This is a genomic window from Psychrobacter sp. UBA6291, assembly GCF_002439405.1.
GTDB lineage: Bacteria > Pseudomonadota > Gammaproteobacteria > Pseudomonadales > Moraxellaceae > Psychrobacter > Psychrobacter faecalis.
Genome location: NZ_DJUD01000024.1, coordinates 78,714 through 102,239, shown reverse-complemented (window position 1 = coordinate 102,239; position 23,526 = coordinate 78,714). Strand labels below are relative to the sequence as shown.

Sequence of the window (23,526 nt, the reverse complement as noted above, 5' to 3'; positions counted from 1 at the left end):
TTTTAGATGACACCGTATCAATACGAGTAGAGAGTGCGCTATCAGCATTAGTACGCGCTGTTACTTCGCTGCTGATAGCCGCCGTATTACCGTCGCTTTGAGCCACCACAGTATCGATGCGACTTGATAGTGCGGTGTCGGCATCGGTGCGGGCAGTAACTTCGGTCTGTATGGCAGCCGTATTCCCATCAGTCTTAGTAATGACTGTGTCAATGCGCTTGCCTAATGCTTCGTCAGAGGCTTTGCGCTGTGTCGTTTCTGTAGTAATACCTTCCTCAGCTGCCAACAACCCCTCGATACGCGCGTCACGCTCAGCAGTGATAGCATCGTTAGCTGCTAGCATTGCATCAATACGGGCTTGCGTTTCTGCATTTATTGCATTGTTCGTTGCTAAAATTTCGGCGACCCTAGCTTGTTGTTCTGTGCTAATAGCGTCGTTGGCAGCTAAAACATCGGCGGTACGCGCTTGCTGCTCTGCGGTAATTTTGTTATTTGCATCTAAAATATCGGCGGTCCGCGCGTCACGCTCAGCAGTGATAGCGTCATTAGCTGCTAGTATTGCATCAATGCGAGCTTGCGTTTCTGCAGCGATAGCTTTGTTGGCGGCAATAATTGCAGTTTCATTCACTGCAATTTTATCAATCTGGCTAGTTAGGGCTTGATCGAGGCTGCTACCGGTTATCTGACCTTGGATTAAGTCCAGCACTTTGTCAGCACTTTGGTCTGTTGTCGCGCTAACCCAAGTCGTCCAGTCGCTGGTGTTGCCAAGCTTATCGACGATGCGACCACGATAGTGCTGTGTCAATCCGCCTTGCAGTCCGTTAATCGTGTGAGTATCGGTACTGTATGCAAACTGACCCAGGGTTGCGACATTAACATCAGGTGCAGAGGCGACTTGTATCTCTGTATAAGCCGTGTCGTCACTGCCTGGGCTAAATGTCCAATCAAGCTGCATACCAAAGAGCAAGCCAATTGCTTTTAGCGCTAGCAGCTTTGGTGGTTTACCAGCTTTGCCGGTGATGGCGGTAAGCATTGACGTGGTTTGCTTAGAAACTGCATCAAATGCAGACACTGCGCTCACACGAGCAATGTAATTACCACTATACACACCATCAATCTCGACAGAGATGTTGCCAGTGCGAGGTAGTTTAATCCAGTCGCCGTCATCCTTACGCCACTCAACATCGTATGCAACCGCGTCTTTAACTTGGTCCCACACAATAACAAATGTGGTGACGTTTTGTGCTTGTACTACGCGGTTACGTGATGACACCGTGACACTATCCGGTGCTTGGATGATATACGGATTAAACGGCGGTGCTGGTGGGCGCGGCTCAATAATGGTGCCATTGTCGATTTGCGCATAGAGCCCTGCGTCATATTGCAGTGCGGTGTACGTGTATTGCGTTCTATCCTCGTTTTCTGTGATTGATAGCACGATAAATGACATGGTTGGTAGCTCATCGCTATCAACTGCCCAGACATTTTCAGCTGCAACTGGGTCAAATGGTGTTTTTACTGTGATATTGCGTCCGGATACGCTTAATATCTCACGCGTTTGAGCGCGGCCAGACTCTAAGTTAACGCTTAATCTGTCGCCAGTGGTTGCAGGGATGTCATCACGATCAACAGTAATGACGGTACGGTTTGCATTAACTGCTGATATGCGCCCGCCGTTATTAACACCAGTGAACATCATATCTGCAATATCAACACGGTTGCCGACGGTCGGTAGTGAGCCGTCCAGCCCCATCGTAAATGTGACGGTTTGTGTGCGGTTTTGCTCAGACAGTAAAGCTGCCAGCCCTGCGCGATATGCTTGCCCCTCGCTGGTGCAGCCGACGACTGGCATCTCAAGTGGATTGATGCCATATTTTGCAATCGCACGCTCATTGCGCACCATTGCATAGTCCGTCTCATAGTTGTTTTCTGGGTTTGACCATGCTACTTGCGCGAGAGTATGACGGTCATCGATAGCGGTACCGCTTTTGTTGAACTGCCCGTCGACTACGTTTGCGCGGGTGATGACATAATCTACGTCGCGGGGTGTGTCTGCATCTAAAATAATCTGCGCGCCATTCCAAAAGCTCATGCCGCGAAAGATGGCGGCGATGTGCTGCAAGACTTGGTACGCTTGCTCAGCGACTTGCAAGTATAGGTTGCAAGTAAAGCGCGGCTCAGTACCACCCTTACCATCGCTGACCGGCTCATCACAGATACGCGCGATATGAGCAATGGCAAACTTATGAATCATAAATGGCTTTAGGCGCTCACCCAAGCCGTAACGGTCGTTGGTGATGAGGTCGTAATATACCCAGCCTGGGTTATTACTATACGCAGTTTTAAACGTACCATTCCAAATACCTGTGCTGGTTCGGCTAACAGGGTCATAGTTGACGGGCACTTTGAGATAGCGGCCGTACATATCAACCGTCATTTTAGGCATATTACTAAAAGCGCGGGCGTCAAACGATAGGTATAGCAATGCGGTATGCGGATAGCGTAGCTTTGCATCGATAATCTCAGCGATACTGTCAATTTGCATCTGATTGAACTTGCGCTCATTATCGCCATCAGCAGTGATTTTACGCACACGAATCTGCCAGCCCTGCTGTGCTTCGGGCAGTTTTATATTGTGCGTACGCTGATAGCGACCAGATGTTTTGGCTTTGATGCTGGTATCGAGTACCGTCACATAGCCATTGCCATCAGTTTGGATGTCAATTGCATAAGCAACTTTGGTGCCAATAACGTCAAATTTGTCAGTGGTTTCGCTGAGTCGCGCCCAAGACACATTGACGTTGGCGCTAGATAACTGGGTGTTGGTAATGGTGCGAATCCACGGCGTACCGCTACGCAATATTGTGCCAATGCCAATCTCACTACTAAGGCTTGGCAGCCCTGCGATGTGTGTCTGGTCAACCGTACCGTTGCGTATTTCCCACTCTACGTTTTCAAAATTTGGCTGCCCTGCGCTATCAAGTAATGGCGTACCGTCTAGCATAATACTGGCAGCGCCATTAGCTAGGCCCTTAACTTCGCCTTCAGAGAGTGCGTATAAGATTTTTACTTTGCTGATAGATGCGATATCGTCTTTGGCGATAGAGGGCTGGTGTGGTTTTTCTTGTCCGGCTTTTGCGCCTTTGATTGCTGATAATGACATTACGTATCCTCATTGACGATCATTAGACTAACAACAGAGCCACCCCAGTGATAGCGGCCATATCCTAACGCCAAGACGTTACCCTCTGCTATGGTAGTGACAGCACCGCCAAAGGCATAACTTGGTTTGTTGCCATCCGGGTCTTGCGGAGTGATAGTAGGTCGAGGCATAAGTAGTGTTGCGGCACCGCCTAGCAACATACCAGCACCGGCTGCAATCATGGCGGGGTTCCCGCCACTGAAGCCAATGAGCGCAGCGCCGGCAATCACTTGAATCCAGCCCATTGCGTCGCCGCCTGCGCCGGTGATTTTAGGTACGATACGAATGACTTTTGCGCCCGTTTTCATCTCGACTTCATTGGCGCCAATGTTGTTATCATCATTAAATACGGCGAAAAAAAGACCGCTCTCGTGTGCGGTCATCATAAATCTTCTAAAGCCATCGACTTGATAGCTCAGCGCCTCGCACGCTTCGCGGGGCGACGCCACATCAAACTCAAATGACTTGCCAAATTTTTCGGCTAAGATGCCGTGTAGCTCGATGCGTCGAAGCATGATTACCTCACATTAATGATTTGTGGCGCACGATGATCGCGCTGCGCTCTTGCCAGACATTGCCGTAAATCTCGCGGCGCGAGCGGCGGCGGTATGGATGATGTAATACTAAGTGATCGCCAATCACTGCCTCTGACTTCTCTGAGGTTAATTGGCCATCGTCGCCAAGATAGATAAGAGCATGATTAACATGCGCGGTTGGTTGCACACGGCATAAGATGACATCGTGGCGCTGCAAGTTATCGACTTGGACAAAGCCTTGTGAGGCAAAGTTATCGACATATAAATCCGCGTTAGCGGCGTTTTCCCACCAGCGGTCCAGTCGCTCAAAGTTATCAATCTCAATATCCAGCTCACGGGCATAGTAATCACGCACGATACTAAAGCAGTCCAGTACGCCGTGGATATACTCACGATTAATCAATGGTGCGCTATATGGTTTGGCCTTATGGACTTTGATGTCTACTTCAGGGTAGCTGGCAATCACCCATGGCAGCCCGTGTAGTGGCATCTGCAAAAGGTCAAACGTACTGGGCTTGGTTGAGCCGTCAGGATGGCTATGTACAATCGCTTCTATTTTACCGAACGCCTCAGCGGCGACGATATCGCGCGGACTGATAACAAACTCATTTTCACTATCAGCAATATTTTCGCATTCGATATAGGTGCGATTAACAATCACACCACAAGATTCTCTGGGATAACAAGCGGCAGCATGATTGATTATGGCTTCGCGTGCTTCTTTTAAAATATACATACTTATTCCTTATCTTCGGCCCAACATCGATGCGGCTGGGAATCCACCAAACGAGAGTGGCTCATGCTCACCAAATCGCAGCTTGCAATCGCTGAGACAACCGCCGCATTTATCTAGCGCGGGATTATCGGTTGGTTTGCCATCCTCAGTAAACATGGCGGCACCTGTGTAGCCGCATGACTCGCCGCGATACTTACCTTTAACCGCCCAGTCGCAATACTTAGTAATCGTGCGACTAGGTATCATCTTGCGCTGCGCTGTCAGCGGGGTTGATAACTCAAACGCCACTGAGCTGTCTTGGTCGCTTAGCGATTCGTGGGTCTTTTGATTGATGGTCCAGTACTGGTCAGTATATTGCTGACTATCAGCTGTTGGGTTACCTGCGCCGAAGTTTGCGGCGTCGAGATATTTTGCTAGGACATGGATGACGCGGAGCTCTGCGCCAACAAAGTCGCCGTAAAAGGCGCACAACGCCGTGACTGCGCCATTAATACCATCGATGTTATTGCCAATGACAAGTGCCGGCGTAGATGGACTGCCATCGCCTCGAATCTCAAGCCCATCGGTTTGAATGGCAACCGGAGTGTATTTTTGACCTTGCCAAATGATGTTTCTAAAAAAATCAGTCTCTGTAGGACTTTGTGTATAGTCGGTACCAGCCAAGACTGTAGTGTCGCCCGCTAGTGTTTCAGTACTACCGGCCCACTCAAATAACTTGCGCCAGTCTTCAAAGCTCACATGGCCGTGCCATCGCAATATGCCGCCGCCTTGCTTGGTAGCATCTAATTCATATAGTGTGACAAGCCCTGTGACCGTTAGCTTTTGTAGGTCAGATGAAAGCATGTTATAGCCCCAGCATTGATTTCTGTTCTTGGCCCCATGTACGGCATGATTCTGCATACTCTGCATACACATCAAATTCGTCAGATGGTGCGCTGCGTAACTGCTTAAGCTCATCAGTAATACTATAGCGCTCAGCAATCTTTGCTTTGACGCGATCATCGATGAGCTGCACATGCGTTGAGTGCGATTTAATTCGCGCTCGCAGCTCGTCAGTCATTACTACTGTTTGTACTGTATCTGCAATCTCATCCGGCTGATTGATGGGCAAGTCCGCGTCATCAGGCACACTAACATACGTCACCCCATCGATTGTACATAACTCCACTGATCCCTCCGGAGCGTCCAACTGCTTGGTAGTGTCTTTGGTGATAAATTTTTGGTAGCTCACAATATAAGCCATGGTTTTGTTGCTCCGTATAATTTAGTAGATGTTGCAGTGAATGGGTTTTTGAGGCATGCGCAAGATGCGATATAACAGATTCCAGTTTATTGGCCCTTACAGCTTTTCTAGTCTTGTATAAGCTGTGCTTCCTAATAAACCTGCCGCTGCGCCAGGTTCTATAGCCACAGAAATTAACACCTTTTTTAGTGTTGGCTATCGTTGATCGTGATAGGGTCAATTTGAGCTCATTTTCTACAAAATCTGTCAGCAATTCTCTGTACTTCAGTGCTTGCGCGCGGGTCAAGCCAAACAATAAGAAGTCATCCACATAACGACAATACCCAGCTGCTGGTTTCAACACTCGTGTGGCATAGTGGTCTACAGGATTCATGTATATCAACGCAAACATTTGCGAGAGTAGGTTGCCAATTGGTATGCCTTTGGGTTCGGGATAGTCCGCAAACAGCATCATCAAATCGACTAAGCGCTTATCCTTAATCTTCTTCTCTAACAATTTTCTGAGAGTCGGTCTGTCTATGCTGTAAAAGAACTTCTTTATGTCTAATTGTAGCGTGTAGGTATTGGGGCCGGCTCTTCTGAGCGCGTCTTGCGCATACTCGGCGGCTTTGTGTGTCCCAAGTCCGGTGCGACAGGCAAACGACTGGTCTATAAAGGTTTTATCAAATATTGGCATAACTCTTAAATAGATTGCATATTGCACAACACAATCTCTAAATGCTGGGGCATATATCTCCCTCTTTTTTGGCTCATATACCACAAATCTAAAATAGGGTCTTGGCTTATAGGATTTGTTTGCCAACTCTTCTTGTAATTCATTTAGCTCGCGACCTAGGCTTTTTTCAAACTGAAAACACCCACGTCGACCACCTTTGCTTTTCTTTGCGCCCAAATAGCCGTCCCATAATGATTCGGCTGAGACTACGGATTCGTATAAATTACCAACCCTTTTCATAACAATCCTTAAAAAAGAACCCGTCTGACTTTCGCTTGCGCTACTAGAAAGACGGGTTTAAACCGATTTTGCTTAAAGCAGGAAAACGTCTCCCTTGGCACCAGTCGGCAGCTTGCCGATTTAGGTGATGCCGAGTCCGCCCGGACACCGATGTTGTTGTTGCTGTTCGTCCGAGAATTGTTGCAATTGACCATCCAGACACCAGCATTCGTGCTGTTGTTCCAGTTGCCGCCCACAATCGGGCACATATTAAGACGTCTCCCTTTTTTGGAGCACCTTATTGTTTTAGTGATTTAATCCAACCGCCGATTATCTTGCCGATCTCATCGATACTTGCTGATATCACAAGATAACGTTTGGCATTTAATTTTTGCACAGACACCTTTTCGGTCTTTGGATGACCGAAATAGGACAGCTCGAACGCAAGCCTAACTTGCATTCTGAGCTGCTCATGCTTGATGTCTAAATTGGTAAGCGTCGTCTTCTTGTGATAACGCTTTTGCGCTTCGACGATGTAGTCATACATCTCGTAAGCGGTTTGTCTTATTTTAAGCGCCAAGCCATGCTTCTCATGGCTTGGGAAATGGTTAAGATAGATATTTAAAAGCTTCATCGTTTGAATGAACTTCTTATCTAAATTTGACTCGCTGTCTACTGCCAACTCAAACTCCTTCGCTATCGCTCAGTCAAACAGGGTACAAGGCCGCCCGGACACCGATGCTGTGGCTGCTGTTCGTCCGAGAATTGTGGCAACCGACCATCCAGACACCAGCATCCGTGCCGTGGCTCCAGTGGCCGCCCACAAGCGGGCACAAGTGCTCAACTCGATTGTCGTAGAAGCGGTCGTTGCCAAATATGTTGGTGCCATCTGAGCCGCCAAGTTGTGGTATGCCTGCGCAGGATGCCGACCAAGCCAGACCACTGTTGGCGCTTGAGAATACTTGCTTGGTTGTCGAGCCGATGGCAAAACTGCGACTCTCGCCTGTGAGTTCACCATAGCTTGCACCTAGCGAGTCATAGCTTTTGGTCATTGCAGCAGTGCCCCACGCGTCGGTCGCAAGCGTTACCCCGCTTGTGAGTGCTGACGCTTTAGCACTGGTTTTTAAGATGTAAAAATTACCGTCTGTCTGCGTCAACCCTAAAGCCACTTCGTACATATTGCCGTTTAAGTCTGCAACGCCGCTGTGCTGGCCGTTGTGCGTGGTCTTGGCAAATGGTTTTGCTGACCCTGTTTTGCCCGCTGTTAAGTAGCCGGTCTCTTCATAGATAACGCTCGTGTCGTTTACGTCGCGCAGTGCGTTGTTATTGCAGCCTTTAGGGTAATTGGTTACACCAGCTGCATCGTACCAAGCGCATGCCGCTGTGCTCGTTGCTGATTGCGCATGAGCCATGCTCAGCAACGATAGCGCGCGCTGGATAAAGATGGTCGTTGGAAAGAAGCTTGCGCCACGGGTTTTGACAGCATCAATCGACCCGGCTAAATTGTTGGCAGGTGAGCCAGTTAGTGCGCTGAACGGGGAGTTAGCGGCGGCGGATGATAATGGGATGCCATTTTTGATAGAGCTTGCTTTGCCTGCGTTGTTACTCGCTTGATATTTGTCAACAAAGAAGCCGTCTTTTAATTTGCCATCGTCATAAAAAGCGCGATGAATTGCGTAACCTGCACTTTGTGCCGCTGCAATGCTTGCGAATGCTTGTTTTGACTTAACATCGCATGAATTAAGACCGTGAGTTGCATAATTAGGATTGCTTGCATGTCCCCAGCGGTAATAGAACATGGGGACATAGCACATCACCGAGCCATCGCTATATTGATAGTTGCCGTAATTACTGTGACCCTTGATGCGCGTGCCTTCCATCTCTGACATGCCAGGCGGTAGGTTGGTTGTAATGCCAATACCAAATGATATCGATCCCGCAACGCCAATGTCCTCGAACGTCGGAATGACTGTATCGGTAAACAGCTTTTGTGATATCGCTGTCGTTGTCGATTGTCCAAGCTCAGAGGTCACTTTAGGTATCAAGGCTTTGACGTCTGTAAATTCAGCTGCTACCGCATCAAAATTGTCGTTAACCTTGCCATTACTGGTTCGGGCGCTGTCACCGCCGATGCCGTTAGGCAGAGCGCCAAGGTTTATTTTTTGTATTTGCATACCAATCCTTAAGTATTATTAAACTGCTCAAAGTTGAGCGTGATTTGCCAATGATCGCCTTTGCGCTGCGGTATCGATACACCGGCGCAGGTATATTGTTTGGTGTTGCCGTGCGGGTCGGTCCATAAGAAAGGCTTGGCGCCTGCGTGCTCATCGATAAACGCTTCAATAGGTTTGATAACGGTATCAAGTGCGCCAGTCTTAGTGCCTGACCAGTTTTTGGTTGTGTTATTAATGCCAATAGATGACAGCTGTGCATAGCCATCGCCAAACTGTGTTTTGTTCACGCGATACTGTTTGTCAGCAACCGCGCCCATATCCATCTGCCAAGGAAATGTTTTTATCATAGGTTTGCCCACTAAAAAGCCCACTGAGTAGTGGGCTTTTGGTTGATTGAGATAGGTTGATTACCGTTTTGCGTACAATCTATCGAGCGTGCCGTTTGGTCGGGTCATCTTATTGACTTCACTGACGACGACAGCTGCTAGTCCTTGTCCGATTTGTTTGCCGTATGCACTGTTTGATTCGACGTTTGAATTGCCGTCCATTGATACGGTTACGTTGACGTTGATATTAGGTTTGCTGCCTTCGCTATTATCCAAAAAGCGGCTTAACTTTTTGTTGTCATCAGCCTTTACTACGCGCTCATTTTTATCAAGCACCCAAGTGCCTTCGCGCGGTACGGATGCAATACCGTCATGCGCTTGACCAACAGGCATAGCAATTGACTTGATGTTACTAACAATCTCAGCGCCCTGCATAACCGCTTGACCGATAATAGGTATGTTTTGCGGGAAGCCAACAGCCATTGCCTTGGCGACAGACTGCTGAATAGCCATTGCAGACTGCGCAATAGCAAAGCCTTTCTCCACTGCAAACAACGCACGATAGATACCTGATTGCTCGCCAGCAAAAGATTTGGCCATGCCTGCCAAATCACCAAACAAAGACTCGCTTTGCGTTAGCATTAGGTTGCGCTTAGCATCTTGATAGCTCTGCTCGACTGCCATTCTCGCTTCTGACGCTCTTTGCACTTCGTCGGTATGCAGCTGCTCAAATTGGCGCACTATCTCCAATCGCTGTTCGTAGTCAGATTGTATTTTACCCAACGGCGTTTCTTGCTCGATACCGCCAAGCATACCTTTTAGCGCTTCGCTAGATTTTTCTCTATCTTTTTCTAGTATTGCAAAGCGTGCCCTGATAGCGTCAGTCGCTTTCGCGGTCATGCCCAGCTGCTCGTAAGCCCGCGTTTGCTCTTTAAGCACTTCAAGCAATTCTTCATTGATGCCTTTGTATTTCTCGGTGTGCTCAATATCATACATGAGCGCAGCAAGCGAGCTGTTATTACCAAACAAGGCTTGCTGCTTGATAAGTCCATCGATACTGTCTTGCACCGAATTATTGGCATCAGCGAGCTTCTTAGTTAACTCTAATTGCTCTTTGGTTTGCGTTAATGACATCAGTTGGCTGGTATCAGCAGCGCCAAACTTGCCGACACTAATATCGTATTTAAGCGCAGCAATTGGGCTATCATTGCCAAACAATGCAATCTCACGCTTTAGACTTGCAACACCATCTTGTACAGCTTTTACCGCATCGGCCGCCATCTTTTGCGCTTCAGTGACGACTGCCTTTTTGCCTTTCTTGATACCGTCTGCCATACCTTGCGCAGTCTGCTCCCCTACTGTTTTCATAACGCGTGAGGGCGAACGAATATCCAGCACACTTTTGGCTTTAGCGACTGCACTTGATGCCATACTGCCGATTGCAGTAGCAACACCGCTTGCGCCTTGCTTGATACCGTTAATCAAACCGTTAACGATATCTTTACCGATTTGCAGCATACGACCAGGCAATTCTTTTAGCGTAGTTACGATGGTATTTTTGATGTTGATAATTGCGCCACGAGTGTTGGCCACACCTCTATCCCAAGCCGCTTGCATAGTCGCAACCGTGTTCAAGACATAGCTTTTTATCTTATTAAACTCAGCGTTAAGCCCAGCACTGATAGCAGCCCAGTTTTTAACAACTAGATAGCCACCAGTCGCGATTAAGGCGATGGCCGCGACCACCGCAAGGATTGGACTGGTTAAAACAGCTAGTGCAGCATTGAACGTCCAAGTTGCTGCGGCCCCTACACCTGCCGCCACCGACCAACTTGCGGTTGCCACAGTCATTACACCTGCTTGCACCGCTGCCGCTGCTGCCTGTACTTTCAATAGTATCAATGGCGCATTTGCTGCAACCAAAGCCACTGTGAGCGCACTTACTGCTACGCCTAGCGCAATAAAAGCAGGTTGATTCTCACTAACGACACGTTTTATTTCATCCCAGTTTTGATACACTAAGGCCCCAGTCGCAAGCAATATGCCAAGGCCTAGCACTGTCAAGCCCATCGTAGTGCCTAATGCAGCGTAGGCTAACTTCAAGCCGTCAACAGTAGTCTTTGCTGCCGTAAACCCATCAACTGCTAGCTTTAGACCTAACACTGTGCCAATTAATGATCCGCCAACAAGGGTGATTTGTTGTATCAATTCGGGATTAGCAGACACCCATGTGCCAATGGTTGCGACCATAGGGGTCATATTTAGCAGCAATTCATTTAATGCAGGTATAAATGCCTCGCCGATACTAGCGACCACTCCATCGATGTTACTCTTAAATAACTTCATTTTATTGGCAGTCGTTGCACTGATTTTCTTAAACTCAATATCCATTGAGCCAAAATACTCTTTGGTTGTGTTAGCAGTCTCACCAAGCATTGCCCAGTTATTTTCGAGTACGCCGACACTGCCTGCGAGCATCGTTATATCATCGCCAAACTCTTTACCGATAATTAAGGCATTTGTGCCGATTCGTTTTGACTGCTCTAGCTTATTGATAGCCTCCAAGTAAGTGATAATAGCTTGCTTGCCGTCAGTTGCGACCAGCTTACTAAAATCATCAATATTTAACCCCAACTGTTCAAAGCCGATTAATTGAGACTTGGTGGCATTGTCCAGTGTAGAAAATGAAGTTAATAACGAGTTAACAGCAGTTGATGCAACCTCGGCAGGCTTACCCATGGCAATCAATGCGCCGGTCAAGCCTAACGTTGCGTCCTCTGACAAGCCAAAGACTTTAGCGACACCGCCAACACGTTGTAGTGAATCAATGAGCTGGGCGGCGGTGGCAGGAGTGTTGTTTGATAGCGTATTAATCGCATCGCCCAGACGGTCAATATTGGCAATCGGTATCTGAAATACGTTAGCGATTTTCGCCATACTATCGGCGGCTTGCTGCGCTGGTATATCGAAAGCAACACCCATCTTTGCCATGACTTCAGTAAAGTGAACCAAGTCTTTTTCTGCAATACCCAGCTGACCGCCGGTAGCGGTAACAGCTGCCAATTCTTCAAAGGTTTGCGGTATCTGTGTTGTCAGTGCTTGCAGCTCTTTACGCATATTTGCCAAGCCATTGCTTGAAGTAAACTCTACGGTTTTATCAATCTCAGCCATCGAGCTTTCAAACGACATGGCTGTCTTTATGGATAAGGCGCCCATACCTGCCAGCGCTGTGCCCACAACTAAAGCTGCTTTGCTGGCACTTTTACCTATCTCAGAAAAAGTGGTACTTGAGTTTTCACGCGCCCGCCTCATCTCATTATTATATCTGGCTGTGTTAGCCTCCATAATGATTTGGATTCTACTTAATACCGACGCCATATCGCCACCCTATGATTAATTGTGATTGTTCTGCTGATTGACTTTTGATTTAAAAAAGTCTTTTAGCGCGGCTGCTTGAGCTTGTGCTTGCTGTTTGGCGTCTTGTATCCGTTGCTGTTCTTTTTGTTCAGGCGTTTGCAAGCTATAATCAAACAGCATAAAGTCATTAACGCTTAGTTGCTCCTCACCGCCATAATTCTGCTTGCGCAAAGTGGCAAACTGTATATCTAAAAACTTCCCACCGAACGGCTCTACATACTCATAAAATGCTTGCCACTCAGTTAGCTCTTTTGATGTCATATTGTCATCAATCCAGGCAACTGTTTTTCCCAGGTGAGCAGCAAGTCGAAATTTAAAAGCACGTAGAGGGTGGGCTATTAGTTTTTTGCAGCTTCTTCTTTTGCCTCTGGTTGCAGGGCGTTGATGTCGCTTGATGCGTCGAATACTTTTGACACAATGGCAGACGGAAAGTTTTTGACCATTTCCAAGTCGTCATCGTTAAACTCTAAAACACCATTTTCATCACACACTGAGTAGATAAATATCACAGCGCGTACGCCGTTGTTTTTTGATTCTTTTTGCATATGACGCTCTAAGCCTTCACGCTCAGCAGCAGTCATTACCTTGATAAATACTTCACCAAGCTCAGGAATTTCTACAGACTTCACACTGGTTTTTAGCTGCATAAAATCTGCTTTGCTCAATACTTTCTTTTTAGCGACTGGCTTTGACATGTTTTTATCCTTGAATGATTTATAAAAATAATTTATGGGCAATAAAAAAGGCGCAGAGCTTTTAGCTTCTTACGCCTTTTTTACTAGCAAGGTTGTATTAGTACTATGGAGTAACAGCAGTAACGTCAGAGCTAATAACCAACACGCCTTCGACTTTTAGCATGTCTTTTTGCTCAGCGACCAGATTAAATTCTTTGAGCATGCCGTCGAACGCAAAACCTTCGCCTGCAGCATCAACAAACTTAATCTTATTTTTAAATGTGGTACCAGCATTGAAAGCAGCTTTAAGCGCTATGTGCTGCGGATCTGTCGGCATATAGTAAAGCGTAAACGGCAACTCACCTGTTTCGCGGAAGTTTGCGACCGCATTGATGGTGTGCGTTGCATCACTTGGGGTTACATCTACCACTGTTTTGGGTAGATTAGGCATATCCATTTTATTGAGAAACTCTACTTTATTAAACGTTGGTACGTCATCAGTAGCAATCTCCCATGTATATTGGGTATTTACTAAGCCATCGGTTGATACGGCCATGATCATTTCCTTGTTTTGATATAGCGGCTGCTATGGGGTTGGGGTTTGTTTGTTGGTTTGCCAAATATGACATTCGATACTTTGGCGGTATAGCTTGCCTTCTTCGTCATAGATGTATCGGCGGCTGTCATAATGAAAGGGTTTTACGTTTTGGTTGAGTATTCGAATCATTTCATTGGTAGTATCCTCGCAGCCGTCATAATTGTTGTGATAAACATCCAGTTGCAGATATGCCATTTCGCGCCCTGTGTAGCCTGATATTACGTTGGTCGCGTTGGTATTAAGCACGGTATAGACTAAGTAAGGCAGTCCTTTTTCACCTTCTGGTCTGACAAGCGGCCATACATTGCTATCAAATAGCGGCCCAAGGTTGCTGTATATCACTTCACTCGCTTTCATCGAAGATTCCTTTTAGCCGATCATTACCTTATCAATCTCAGCCTTTAGTTTTTCCTTGAACTTGCCGACGCCTTCTTCGTGCTTGCTGTCTGCTGCAGGTCGCAGAAACGGCGCGGCGGCCATTTTGCTCGTACCGTTTTCTATAAAGTACCAATAGAACGCTTTGCCCGACACATAGATACCGACGGCAGGTTTGGCAGTTAGGCGCATTTGCTTAGAGCGAATCTGACTTTTTAAGACGCCTTTATCTACTGGCGCATTGGCCTTGGCTTCTTTTTTGATGGGCGCAATGCCAGCATTTAAAGCTTTCATCATTACCTTTTTTTTGGATGTTTCCGCAAGTCTGTCAAACTGGCTTTCAAGATGCTCTAAACCTTCTATTCTAAAATCTATGCTCATATCACCACCACTTAATAGCTTGGATAAACCCACCTAAGACAAACAAAAACAATATAAAAACCAATGAGTTGATTAGATGTCTTACTGTCTTCGAGCTTTCGTATTTGTCTAGCATCTTAGTCAGCACTCCGTTTAAATCTATGTTAAAATTCATTTATGATTTATTCCTATTTGCGTTAGGCGTAAATACAAAAACCCCGATAGCCTGCCAGCTTCGGGGTTTTGCTTTGAATAATAAAAAACCCCAATCATTACTGATTGAGGTTTCTTTAAATATTTTTTAGTTTGTTGAGTTACCTTACTTCTCTCGTAGTCTGACTTTTCAGGCCTTCAAACACACTAAACTGCGTTTCATTGTGCTGCCGGACGACTTCAATACCGCAGTCCAGCGATGCCAGTGCCTTTTTTATCACACCGATAGCATGGCGGGTTTCTTCAACCCTTTTGCTGCCGATTGCATACATGTCATTCACATATTGCGTATTTTTAGCACTTGCCTGCTGCTTCATGAGTATCATGTTGTAAACAAAGGCAACCGCTTCCGGCAGACTGGCTTCCGGTATTTGGTCGATATGCTCGACATTATAATGATTGCTTACCAGTTTATAAGCATCACTGACCAACATATTACCAACAGCGAGACGGTCACAGGCTTGGCGCAGTGGCGTCCGCTGACGTGGTGTTGTTTTTGTTTCGCGGTCGAGTATATCGAGCACCCAAACGCGAAAAGCCTTGGCTATATCAGTACGGGCAAACATAGCCAGTAAGTGACAGCCACGCAATGAAAATATGCGGGTTTTTACCTTCAAGCCCTTTGTTTTCGACGAGGTCACTGACTCGATGACCTCGGTCATGTTAGCCGAGAACTCGTCTGAATTAGCGTTATAAAGATTGGTTAAGGAACGAGTGCTCTTATACCCAAGAGCTTTGGCTACATCAGCAGACGTTAGCCAAATTTGATTAGCTTGGTTGATAGTAGTAAGGGTATTACCGTTGAATGTTAATGTGTTCATGATGAACTCCTACTTATTTCTTCGAATTTGCCCAAAATAGGGCGCCGAGAGGTTCGAAACCGTCAAGTAGAACGGCGGGCAGTTTTCCCCACGAAAGGTATTGTATGGCTGCCGCCCTCTCGACATAGAAACATGTGGTTTATCACAACGACACAGATAGCTATTATGAGAGCTTGCCTTTTGCATAGGCATAAAAAAACCACGAATTACGCTTGTGGATTGCGCTACTTGATTGGGAGGTTTCGACGCCTCAAATGCAAATATACTGTATTAGCTCATGCGTTGCAAACTTTATTCAAAATAAAAGCCCACCGAAGTGAGCTTTTAATTATTCATCATCTAAATACACATACACATAATAACCAATAGGTATCGATTTAACGAGCGACCATTGATTACTCTTAATCAAATGATTTATCCATATTTGCGCCCAGTCTAACTGCTGAGCGGGAAGTTTTCGCTTAGGTGAATATCTCATGATAAGTATTTAATAGAAAACTATTGAATAACGCAATCGCCCACCATTGGTGAGCCAATAATCTCGCCCTCACCACGACACAATAAGCTGACTGATTGATTTTTACTCAAGCCAGCAGCCGCATCATCAAAAGCCTCATCACCAGTAGCAGTAACACTCATAAAGTCATTACTGGTAGCTAGTTGCACTTGGGCGCTATCTGTAAGACCACTATCAATACTTGCAACCTTACCATCGATTTGTAGTAGCTTCCCTTTGTACTGTTTATCAGCAGCCACCTCATTGCTATCATAAGCGTCAAATAATTGCTGCGCAGTCACTGGCAATGCCGTTTCATTGCTTTCGACAGCAGTAGTGTCACTAGGTTTCGTGTCAGAAGTGGTTGCGCCATCAGTATCATCACCCAACATAGCACCAATAAACCCAAGGACGATTAATGCGATGACAACTATACCTATCCATTTTAGGACTTTTTTCATAATAACTTACTCATATTAATTAACAATAAGACCAAGTATATTACGAGTGACAACATTAATCTAGCAATCACAGAAACAAAGTAGAAATAATCAAACACTCTTTAGCATCAGCGTCATATATTCACGCCCGCTGCGATTATCTGGCATTGGGTCGCCGTCGATATCATACCGCTTACCACGGTGCTCGATTTGCATCGTACTATCAATATCATTGCGGTAGCGCAGCATACAGCGCGCTTCCACTTCACTGCCCGCGGCTTGCGCTGTCAGTATATCTTTGACAGATAGCGCCTCAAATGATGCCCAAAGTACAATCCATGCCGTCCAGGTTGGTGGTAGCACTGCGCCCGTTGGTGAGCGCCCGCTAGTTTGCTTATATACCGTGATACGGTGTCTTATCTTGCCTGCACGCATATCATAGCCCCATTATTCGTCGATAAGGTTGCAGTCGATGTTCGGCCGCTTGTGGCAATCTCACGATACTGGTACCGATCACCACGTCTTCCCGATGTTCATACAGCGTACCCAGTATTAGCAAGATAGCCACTTCGATACCAGGATTAGTCACAATGCCTCGCGCTACCATCAGCTTTTCATACATTTGATTTTCAATGCGTTCTAGCTTTGTTTTGACCGCATAACTATTGACATCACCTGATAAAGCGCCAATTCGTAAGCTATCGAGCGCATTCATCTCTATAGAATTGGCATCAATAGCAGCATCCAGCCCAGCATCAGTGGCATAGATACGGCGACCCATATACTGCTCAGCCATCTCTTGCGCGCCATTCAGCTTATGCTGTATATCGATACTATCATCAGCATCCGCGCGCAAGTGATGGATAGCGGTTTCAATACTGACTATAGACATAATGATTACTCAGCTTATTTCTTTGTATTGGCAGCGGCTTCTTTCGCCTTAGCCTCTTTTTCAGCTTTCGCAGCAGCTTCTTTATCGGCTTTTTCGGCAGCCGCTTTAGCCTTAGCGTCGTCATCAGCTTTTTTCTCAGCAGCCGCTTCGACATAGCCTTTATCAATCAACTGTTGACCTGTGATATCGGTAAACTCACCAACTTCACCGGCTTTATATGTCTGATTACCCATGCAAATAACATCTTTGAATTTAACTTTCATGACTTGCTCCTTTTAGTAAGACAAAAACAACTTATAAATTGCTTTTGGCTTAATAAAAAACGCAACCTGTTAGACAAGTTGCGTTTTGTACTATTAACGATAGTTTTTAAACTTATGGTCCTACAGTAAGCGAACCTTTAACGAATGCCTGCGGACGATATACGGCCAATGCCAAGCGTTCTTCAGCTCGGATTGACACCATGTTTTTCTCAAAGTCATCAGCGTTCTCAGTAGAGACGACCACGTTCGCATCTTCACGGTCGAAGATTTGCGCGGCATCCGCAAACGAACCCGTCAAGAAGTTACCAAGCATGCCCGCCTGATTAGTCTGAGCAACTGGCAGGCCCCATAGGCGCGCTTCTAACGTACCAAACGGATTGCTGAATAAGTAGCCTTTGGTGTTGGCATCTTTAATCAGCTCAATATCAGTCCAGTCGATATCATGCATGACGTGACCAGTGGCCGACAATTCTGCCAATGTGACTTGTAGCATTGCCAAACGCATCACGTCCAAGCTATTGGAAGGCGTGGTCTTAGTACTAGGATTGGCAAAAGCAGTCGCTTGCGTATAAATGCCATGTAGGTTGTTACCCACACCACTACCAAATAGCAGCTGAGTATCTTCGACACGCTTCAAGCCATTAAGCAAACGGCCGTTAATAATGCTACGCAGCTGCGGCAAGTCATCAAGCGTCTGTTTGGCGACTTTCATCAAGTGCGCGATGGTTTTGACACCAGACAGTACTTCTTCAAACGTAATATCTGAATAAGGCTTGGTGGTGTTTTCAGCGACCGGCGCAGCCGCGTTAGTGAATAGCATCTCACGCAGATAAGCGACTGCATTTGATTCGGTATCACCAGGCGCCAATAAATCACGAACCGTTAAGCGCTGATTTGGATTGGTAATGATTTGAGTGTTGCCATCAACTGGATTCACCGCGAAAGAGGTTAGCGCATTTCGCGGCATATCGATTGCCAAGCGGCGACCAGCGGCGACGTTTTTACTAAATTCAATCATTGCTTCATTAGCAATAACCAAATCACCTGCACGATTGCGAGCAGGCGCTTGACCACCATTATTACCAATGCGTGCGAACATCTGCTCAGCTTCGCCCAGCTGGGTTGCTAGTTGGTTCTGCAAGTCACGCTGAGTATTTAAGTCGGTAAGCAATTTATCGACTTCTTTTTTAGTTTCATTTGATAGCTCGCCAGCTTTTTGCGCTTCTTTCAAAGCGTTTTCAGCTTTTGGCAGCGCTTTTTCAGTCAGCTCTTTGACGCTAGCATTGACCAGCTTTAGCTGATTAGCTACGTCGTCTTTTTTGATATCTTCAGGATCCATAATTTTTCTCACAAAAAAAGCCGCCATATAGGCAGCGAGGTGAATGGTTAAGTGTGTTTATTGCAGTTTGATTGAATCAATCGCGTTTTGCAGACCGTCAATCAAGCCCGTTAAGTCAACGCCAGCGTTTTGCGTAGCATCTGTTCGAGTAGCGCTAGGCGTACTCTTTAAATCTTTTACAAGACCACGGCGCTCTTTGCGAGACATACCCGCCTGCGCCATGATTAAATCTAGTTTATGAGCCGCGATGCGCTCTTTAGCCGTATTATTGGTTTGCTCTGCAATTACGTCAGAGTCCAAGAAGCTATCGGCCATGCCTGTTTCAACGGCTGTCTTGCCATTAATCCAAGTCTCTTTATCCATTTGCGATGAAAGCTCCGTCGCATCCATACCGCTTTTGACATGATAAATATCAGCGATGGTCGCATCGATTTGTTCCAAGAAGTCAGCAACTTCGCGCATATCGTTACGATTGCCGCCAACACCAGTCCAAGCATTATGAATCATGAAGAAGCCAGCGCGCGCAATCTTAACTTCATCAGCAGCCATGGCGATAAATGATGCGGCGCTTGCTGCCATGCCAAGCACTCTGACAGTCACATGACCAGCATATTCGCGCAGCATGTTGTAGATTGCCAAGCCTTCGAATACATCACCACCAGGGGAGTTAATATTAACGACAATATCTGCACCGTTAAATCTTTTGAGTTGCGTGCTAATAGACTTGCCAGTGATACCACCATCGGTCCACCAGTCATAGCCGATAACTTCTAAAATATTGATAACGTTTTCAGAGTCATCGTCTGACGCTTTAATGTCTGGATTCCATCGATCCAAAGCAAGCGGCATCTTTACATCATGCGCTGCTTCAAAATCAGCTTTTGGCATCATTGTTCGCTTGCTCATCTTTGGTAACTCCACTGTAGTTTGAGCCCACCTTATCAAGCGGGATAAGTGCGGATTGAATTGTGTATTTATCACCACCTTCAATCGGTGGCATATTTTCTTTAGACCGGACTTCATCACGGTTTATCCAACCGTTATTCAGACCAGATGAATAGTATTCAGAGCGCGTCTTACTGTCTGCTCGTAGTAAGCCTTCAACATTAAACTCAACGTAATACTTGTCGCTATCAATTTTGCCGATAAGACAACGTAGAATTTCTTGCTCAATATTGACCAGCAGCGGTCTAAATGTGTACTTCAAAAAATGTAAGTCTTGCGCTTCAGCAGACGCCGCCCATGAGCTTTGCTTGTCAAAGTGACCAATCATAATGGGCGACACGCGGAACCAACGACAGATTTCTTCAATCTCAAAAGAGCGCGTCTCCAGCATTTGCGCTGCTTCTGGGTTCATGGTCACGCCGTTATATTGCATGCCATGCTCAAGCACCATCGTCTTGCCAGCGTTGCTACTGCCCATAAACTTACTGATATGGGTGTGAAGCTTGTTACGCTGCTCAGTGGTTAGCTTTTGGTCAGTAGTTAAGAACCCAGACGTTTGCAATCCATTTTCAAAGAACTTGCCCGCGGCATGCTCAGCAGATGCAGCTGTGGCAAACGTTTCGCGACCCTTGTTAATCGTAAAGATACCCATCACGCCATCAACGCCAAACGCGCGAATATGCATGACATCTTTGTGATTAATTTCGCGGCGTGTACCTTCATCTGTGTAGTGATACTGAAGCAGCTGATTGTTTTTATTGCGGGTCACGCTGACATGCTGCGGCAAAAGCGGCTCAAGCGAGATAATCCGCTTACCCGTTACATTTCGCTTAATCTCAACGTAAGCATTACCCCAAAGCAGTAGGCTTGCCACAATCATTTGCATGAATCGTGCAGGCGTCATCTCATAATTAGGCGACCGGCACAACAAATCATACAAAGGATGCTGCTTTGCCACCACACGACTGCCATCGGCTTTAGTTTCATAAACCTTTAGTGGCAATGTTGAAACCGTCTCAGATACCAAGCGCACACACGAAAACACAGTACTAAGCTGCAAGGCACTATCCACAGTGACGTTTTTGCCACTGGCTGTTCTGGTTGTCACATTATCACTAGGCGTTAGACTCAGATGTCCATCCAAGCCTAAAAAACTAATGGCGGCTTTTGCAGCTTTTGCAAAACGCTTGGGCTTGATTAGATTACGCACATTGAATCCCTTAAATATTAAACGCCGATTATGATTGGGTCATCGTAGAAGCCATTATCGCCGCCACCATCGCCAGCCAATACCATGGCGCGACTGATACCCATTAATAGAGCAACAGCACCATCGATTTTTTTGTAGTTGGTTTCTTTTCGCGGGAATACGTTATTGTTGGCGTCTTCGCGTGATACAACGTTGCCAATCATCCAAGATAGGACTGGGTGACCGTCATGATGAAACCGTCCGCCTTTCATTGCAGCCTCTAACTCACGCATTGCTGGAGAGAAAGACTTAACAGTCTTAGGAATCTTCACCGCATCATAGCCTGCCGCTTCAATAGTAGCCGCAACTTGGAAACCACCCCATTCATCGTAAGGCACTTCGGTTAATGGAAAGCTTCCCGCATCAGAAACCAAGTCTTCAGCGATAGCATTCAGGTCGTTTTCAGCACCATCGTGCACTTCAAGCAGCCCTTGATTCATCCACTTTTGGTACCGCTCAACCGCTTGCTTCTCATCACCCTTATAAACCGTGTCTTCTGGTAAATAAAACCATGGCGCCAAGCAGTAGTAATGAAGCTTGCCGTCATCTTCATGTCGATAAAACAGATTAATGCGCGCGGCAATATCAATTTTTGACGCCAAATCAATCGGCATCACACAAGGCGTAGTTGAAAAATCATCAATACTTAAAGTGTCATCAGCACACGCGCGCCAATGTTCCATGTTAAAGAACGCTGATTTTGCTGATACCCAAACGTTTAGATGCTTGGTCTTAAAAGAGTTTTGACGACTGGCGTTATTAATCGCCTTGGTTTGCTGTGATGCTAAAAAGTCAGCATATACAGACACGTCATAATTTGGGTTGGCTTTGATCAGGACATTTGGGTCTGTCCAATCATCCCCGTCATCGATACTCCAAATCCAGCCAAATAATTCATCATCTGGTACATTTCCAAGCAGCATGTCTTGCACACGACTGCGCAGCTCATAACATGGGCCCTCAATATTGTGACCGGCTGTGGTGATGACAAACATCATCGGTTGGCGGCGCGCGCCCATACCCGTTTGCATCGTGTCATAAAGACGGCTATCCGGATGCTCATGATACTCATCGACGATGGCGCAATGTGGTGACTGACCATCTGGTGGGTCACCGATAATTGGTTCAAACAAAGAGCCATCATCAGGGCGCTCGAGGCTTGCTGCATTAATCTGTAGGCCAGTCGCTGCTACCAAAGCAGGCGACCGCAATACCATCAAGCGAGCAGGTTTAAAAACCTCCCATGCCTGCTTCTCGGTTGTCGCGCCTGAATAAACCTCGCTACCAAACTCGCCATCATTGGCAAACATATTAAGAGCGACGCCAGCAGCAATTGCCGACTTACCATTCTTACGTGGCACCTCCCAATAGGACTCACGAAAGCGTCTGAAGCCATCTTTTTTACGCATCCAACCGAACGTGACCGCGATGCCAAATTTTTGCCATGGCTCAAGCTGAATTTTTAAGCGCTTTAGGGCCCACTCACCTTTCGTATGAGGCAGCAATTCAACAAAAAGTATCTTCTTTTCGGCGGCTTTTGGGTCAAATTTGTATGGATAGTCACGTTTTTTTGATGCTTTTAAGTCGTCTAAGTGACGTTGGCAAGCCAGAACTACCCATTTGCATGCTGGAACTTTGCCTTTGACGACTGCTCTTGCCCACTTATTGGCGATATCAACATTAGGATAATCGGCCATATTTATCTCGCTTGAGCATCCGTCACATATTCAGAACACCTGCAAATGGGTTGGTTTGATTTTTATCGCCAGCACCCGTTAAGCGTTGACGAGATGACGGATCTAATCCTAGTAAGCTACCAAAAGTTGCCATTTGTCTTGCCGCCTCGTTAAGTGCAGTTAATGCTGGATTTTTAATCGGACTGCCTGAAGCTCCCATAACGGTAACGCCTTCTTTTGCAAGTTCCATCTGGCTTTTGCGATAAGTGTCGTAGGCCATGCAAAACACTTCGACGTTGTGCATATCCGTAATTCTGAGCAATTCGTTTTCAAGTAATTCAGGAACGATGGACCGCCAAATCATCGGCGCAAATTCTAAATCGCTCATATATTCTGGCGGTTCGATATCGACCACTTCGCTAAATTCGGGAACGTTGATATTTTTATTTTTCGATTTTCTCGGATCAGCCTTGCGGCCGCGTCCTGGTACCGCCGCAATTCCTCCCATAGCAAATAATCCTTAGCCGGTCAATAGGGCAAACTTTTAATTAAACGCTCGTAAAAATGTACTTTAGGGGGCGGTCATTCGGGGCTTCCAGCTGAACTCCGAACCCACC

At 46.4% G+C, this 23,526-nt stretch carries 25 protein-coding genes; all 25 read right to left on the bottom strand.

Going from position 1 to position 23,526, the window contains the following annotated elements:
* Positions 1-3,163: host specificity protein J (locus B3R91_RS04230; RefSeq protein ID WP_286796608.1), on the bottom strand; the 3,163-nt coding region annotated here is incomplete at its 3' end.
* Entirely contained in the window at positions 3,163-3,717 is a 555-nt protein-coding gene (locus tag B3R91_RS04225) for a tail assembly protein (protein ID WP_286796607.1), read from the bottom strand. The genes B3R91_RS04225 and B3R91_RS04230, both read right to left, overlap by 1 nt.
* 7 nt (positions 3,718-3,724) lie before the next feature.
* A complete protein-coding gene (locus B3R91_RS04220; protein ID WP_286796606.1) occupies positions 3,725-4,474 on the bottom strand; it encodes a C40 family peptidase in 750 nt (249 codons plus the stop codon).
* A gap of 9 nt (positions 4,475-4,483) precedes the next feature.
* Positions 4,484-5,317 carry a phage minor tail protein L gene (locus B3R91_RS04215; protein ID WP_286796605.1) on the bottom strand — a complete coding sequence of 278 codons (834 nt, stop codon included), beginning with the start codon at positions 5,315-5,317 and terminating at the stop codon, positions 4,484-4,486.
* Between the two features lies 1 nt (position 5,318).
* Positions 5,319-5,642 carry a hypothetical protein gene (locus tag B3R91_RS04210; protein WP_286796604.1) on the bottom strand — a complete coding sequence of 108 codons (324 nt, stop codon included), beginning with the start codon at positions 5,640-5,642 and terminating at the stop codon, positions 5,319-5,321.
* A complete protein-coding gene (locus tag B3R91_RS04205; protein ID WP_286796603.1) occupies positions 5,605-6,672 on the bottom strand; it encodes an RNA-directed DNA polymerase in 1,068 nt (355 codons plus the stop codon). The genes B3R91_RS04210 and B3R91_RS04205 overlap by 38 nt, the downstream gene beginning before the upstream one ends.
* A 277-nt stretch (positions 6,673-6,949) precedes the next feature.
* The gene (locus B3R91_RS04200) at positions 6,950-7,333 is read right to left on the bottom strand and encodes a four helix bundle protein (protein ID WP_286796602.1); all 384 of its coding nucleotides are present in this window, start codon (positions 7,331-7,333) and stop codon (positions 6,950-6,952) included.
* A 25-nt stretch (positions 7,334-7,358) separates the two neighbouring features.
* A complete protein-coding gene (locus B3R91_RS04195; RefSeq protein ID WP_286796601.1) occupies positions 7,359-8,825 on the bottom strand; it encodes a hypothetical protein in 1,467 nt (488 codons plus the stop codon).
* A gap of 8 nt (positions 8,826-8,833) precedes the next feature.
* Complete coding sequence (locus tag B3R91_RS04190) at positions 8,834-9,172, bottom strand: phage tail protein (protein WP_198328381.1); 339 nt, start codon at positions 9,170-9,172, stop codon at positions 8,834-8,836.
* A gap of 60 nt (positions 9,173-9,232) precedes the next feature.
* Positions 9,233-12,529, bottom strand: a complete 3,297-nt coding sequence (locus tag B3R91_RS04185) for a phage tail tape measure protein (RefSeq protein ID WP_286796600.1) — start codon at positions 12,527-12,529, stop codon at positions 9,233-9,235.
* 15 nt (positions 12,530-12,544) lie between these two features.
* Positions 12,545-12,829: a phage tail assembly protein T gene (locus B3R91_RS04180; protein ID WP_286796599.1), complete on the bottom strand. Its 285-nt coding sequence runs from the start codon at positions 12,827-12,829 to the stop codon at positions 12,545-12,547.
* Between the two features lie 77 nt (positions 12,830-12,906).
* Complete coding sequence (locus B3R91_RS04175; RefSeq protein WP_286796598.1) at positions 12,907-13,263, bottom strand: hypothetical protein; 357 nt, start codon at positions 13,261-13,263, stop codon at positions 12,907-12,909.
* A gap of 103 nt (positions 13,264-13,366) precedes the next feature.
* On the bottom strand, positions 13,367-13,798 hold the full coding sequence (locus B3R91_RS04170) for a hypothetical protein (RefSeq protein ID WP_286796597.1): 432 nt from the start codon (positions 13,796-13,798) through the stop codon (positions 13,367-13,369).
* Between the two features lie 30 nt (positions 13,799-13,828).
* Positions 13,829-14,197: a hypothetical protein gene (locus B3R91_RS04165; RefSeq protein ID WP_286796596.1), complete on the bottom strand. Its 369-nt coding sequence runs from the start codon at positions 14,195-14,197 to the stop codon at positions 13,829-13,831.
* Between the two features lie 12 nt (positions 14,198-14,209).
* Entirely contained in the window at positions 14,210-14,596 is a 387-nt protein-coding gene (locus tag B3R91_RS04160; protein ID WP_286796595.1) for an HK97-gp10 family putative phage morphogenesis protein, read from the bottom strand.
* 293 nt (positions 14,597-14,889) lie between these two features.
* The gene (locus B3R91_RS04155) at positions 14,890-15,609 is read right to left on the bottom strand and encodes a BRO-N domain-containing protein (RefSeq protein ID WP_286796594.1); all 720 of its coding nucleotides are present in this window, start codon (positions 15,607-15,609) and stop codon (positions 14,890-14,892) included.
* Positions 15,610-16,107: 498 nt separating this feature from the next.
* Entirely contained in the window at positions 16,108-16,566 is a 459-nt protein-coding gene (locus B3R91_RS04150; protein ID WP_286796593.1) for an OB-fold protein, read from the bottom strand.
* Positions 16,567-16,656: 90 nt separating this feature from the next.
* Positions 16,657-16,980 carry a phage head closure protein gene (locus B3R91_RS04145; protein ID WP_286796592.1) on the bottom strand — a complete coding sequence of 108 codons (324 nt, stop codon included), beginning with the start codon at positions 16,978-16,980 and terminating at the stop codon, positions 16,657-16,659.
* A 1-nt stretch (position 16,981) separates the two neighbouring features.
* Positions 16,982-17,437: a head-tail connector protein gene (locus B3R91_RS04140; RefSeq protein ID WP_286796591.1), complete on the bottom strand. Its 456-nt coding sequence runs from the start codon at positions 17,435-17,437 to the stop codon at positions 16,982-16,984.
* 14 nt (positions 17,438-17,451) lie between these two features.
* Positions 17,452-17,700, bottom strand: a complete 249-nt coding sequence (locus tag B3R91_RS04135) for a hypothetical protein (RefSeq protein WP_286796590.1) — start codon at positions 17,698-17,700, stop codon at positions 17,452-17,454.
* 112 nt (positions 17,701-17,812) lie between these two features.
* The gene (locus B3R91_RS04130) at positions 17,813-19,051 is read right to left on the bottom strand and encodes a phage major capsid protein (protein WP_286796589.1); all 1,239 of its coding nucleotides are present in this window, start codon (positions 19,049-19,051) and stop codon (positions 17,813-17,815) included.
* A gap of 45 nt (positions 19,052-19,096) precedes the next feature.
* A complete protein-coding gene (locus B3R91_RS04125; RefSeq protein ID WP_286796588.1) occupies positions 19,097-19,945 on the bottom strand; it encodes a head maturation protease, ClpP-related in 849 nt (282 codons plus the stop codon).
* Positions 19,914-21,194 (bottom strand): phage portal protein, encoded by a 1,281-nt coding sequence (locus tag B3R91_RS04120; RefSeq protein ID WP_286796587.1) that lies wholly within the window; start codon positions 21,192-21,194, stop codon positions 19,914-19,916. Before B3R91_RS04120 ends, B3R91_RS04125 begins: the two co-directional genes overlap by 32 nt.
* Before the next feature lie 17 nt (positions 21,195-21,211).
* Entirely contained in the window at positions 21,212-22,930 is a 1,719-nt protein-coding gene (locus tag B3R91_RS04115; protein ID WP_286796586.1) for a terminase large subunit, read from the bottom strand.
* Between the two features lie 22 nt (positions 22,931-22,952).
* The gene (locus B3R91_RS04110; protein ID WP_252962943.1) at positions 22,953-23,417 is read right to left on the bottom strand and encodes a phage terminase small subunit P27 family; all 465 of its coding nucleotides are present in this window, start codon (positions 23,415-23,417) and stop codon (positions 22,953-22,955) included.
* Between the last annotated feature and the right edge of the window lie 109 nt (positions 23,418-23,526).

What these genes read in the sequence shown, in the direction of transcription:
- B3R91_RS04165 (WP_286796596.1), bottom strand. Translation starts at nt 14,197, where the DNA reads ATGAAAGCGAGTGAAGTGATATACAGCAACCTTGGGCCGCTATTTGAT.
- B3R91_RS04110 (WP_252962943.1), bottom strand. Translation starts at nt 23,417, where the DNA reads ATGGGAGGAATTGCGGCGGTACCAGGACGCGGCCGCAAGGCTGATCCG.
- B3R91_RS04125 (WP_286796588.1), bottom strand. Translation starts at nt 19,945, where the DNA reads ATGAGCAAGCGAACAATGATGCCAAAAGCTGATTTTGAAGCAGCGCAT.
- B3R91_RS04155 (WP_286796594.1), bottom strand. Translation starts at nt 15,609, where the DNA reads ATGAACACATTAACATTCAACGGTAATACCCTTACTACTATCAACCAA.
- B3R91_RS04140 (WP_286796591.1), bottom strand. Translation starts at nt 17,437, where the DNA reads ATGTCTATAGTCAGTATTGAAACCGCTATCCATCACTTGCGCGCGGAT.
- B3R91_RS04215 (WP_286796605.1), bottom strand. Translation starts at nt 5,317, where the DNA reads ATGCTTTCATCTGACCTACAAAAGCTAACGGTCACAGGGCTTGTCACA.
- B3R91_RS04145 (WP_286796592.1), bottom strand. Translation starts at nt 16,980, where the DNA reads ATGCGTGCAGGCAAGATAAGACACCGTATCACGGTATATAAGCAAACT.
- B3R91_RS04150 (WP_286796593.1), bottom strand. Translation starts at nt 16,566, where the DNA reads ATGAAAAAAGTCCTAAAATGGATAGGTATAGTTGTCATCGCATTAATC.
- B3R91_RS04225 (WP_286796607.1), bottom strand. Translation starts at nt 3,717, where the DNA reads ATGCTTCGACGCATCGAGCTACACGGCATCTTAGCCGAAAAATTTGGC.
- B3R91_RS04185 (WP_286796600.1), bottom strand. Translation starts at nt 12,529, where the DNA reads ATGGCGTCGGTATTAAGTAGAATCCAAATCATTATGGAGGCTAACACA.
- B3R91_RS04115 (WP_286796586.1), bottom strand. Translation starts at nt 22,930, where the DNA reads ATGGCCGATTATCCTAATGTTGATATCGCCAATAAGTGGGCAAGAGCA.
- B3R91_RS04180 (WP_286796599.1), bottom strand. Translation starts at nt 12,829, where the DNA reads ATGACATCAAAAGAGCTAACTGAGTGGCAAGCATTTTATGAGTATGTA.
- B3R91_RS04195 (WP_286796601.1), bottom strand. Translation starts at nt 8,825, where the DNA reads ATGCAAATACAAAAAATAAACCTTGGCGCTCTGCCTAACGGCATCGGC.
- B3R91_RS04175 (WP_286796598.1), bottom strand. Translation starts at nt 13,263, where the DNA reads ATGTCAAAGCCAGTCGCTAAAAAGAAAGTATTGAGCAAAGCAGATTTT.
- B3R91_RS04170 (WP_286796597.1), bottom strand. Translation starts at nt 13,798, where the DNA reads ATGGCCGTATCAACCGATGGCTTAGTAAATACCCAATATACATGGGAG.
- B3R91_RS04220 (WP_286796606.1), bottom strand. Translation starts at nt 4,474, where the DNA reads ATGTATATTTTAAAAGAAGCACGCGAAGCCATAATCAATCATGCTGCC.
- B3R91_RS04190 (WP_198328381.1), bottom strand. Translation starts at nt 9,172, where the DNA reads ATGATAAAAACATTTCCTTGGCAGATGGATATGGGCGCGGTTGCTGAC.
- B3R91_RS04135 (WP_286796590.1), bottom strand. Translation starts at nt 17,700, where the DNA reads ATGAAAGTTAAATTCAAAGATGTTATTTGCATGGGTAATCAGACATAT.
- B3R91_RS04205 (WP_286796603.1), bottom strand. Translation starts at nt 6,672, where the DNA reads ATGAAAAGGGTTGGTAATTTATACGAATCCGTAGTCTCAGCCGAATCA.
- B3R91_RS04160 (WP_286796595.1), bottom strand. Translation starts at nt 14,596, where the DNA reads ATGAGCATAGATTTTAGAATAGAAGGTTTAGAGCATCTTGAAAGCCAG.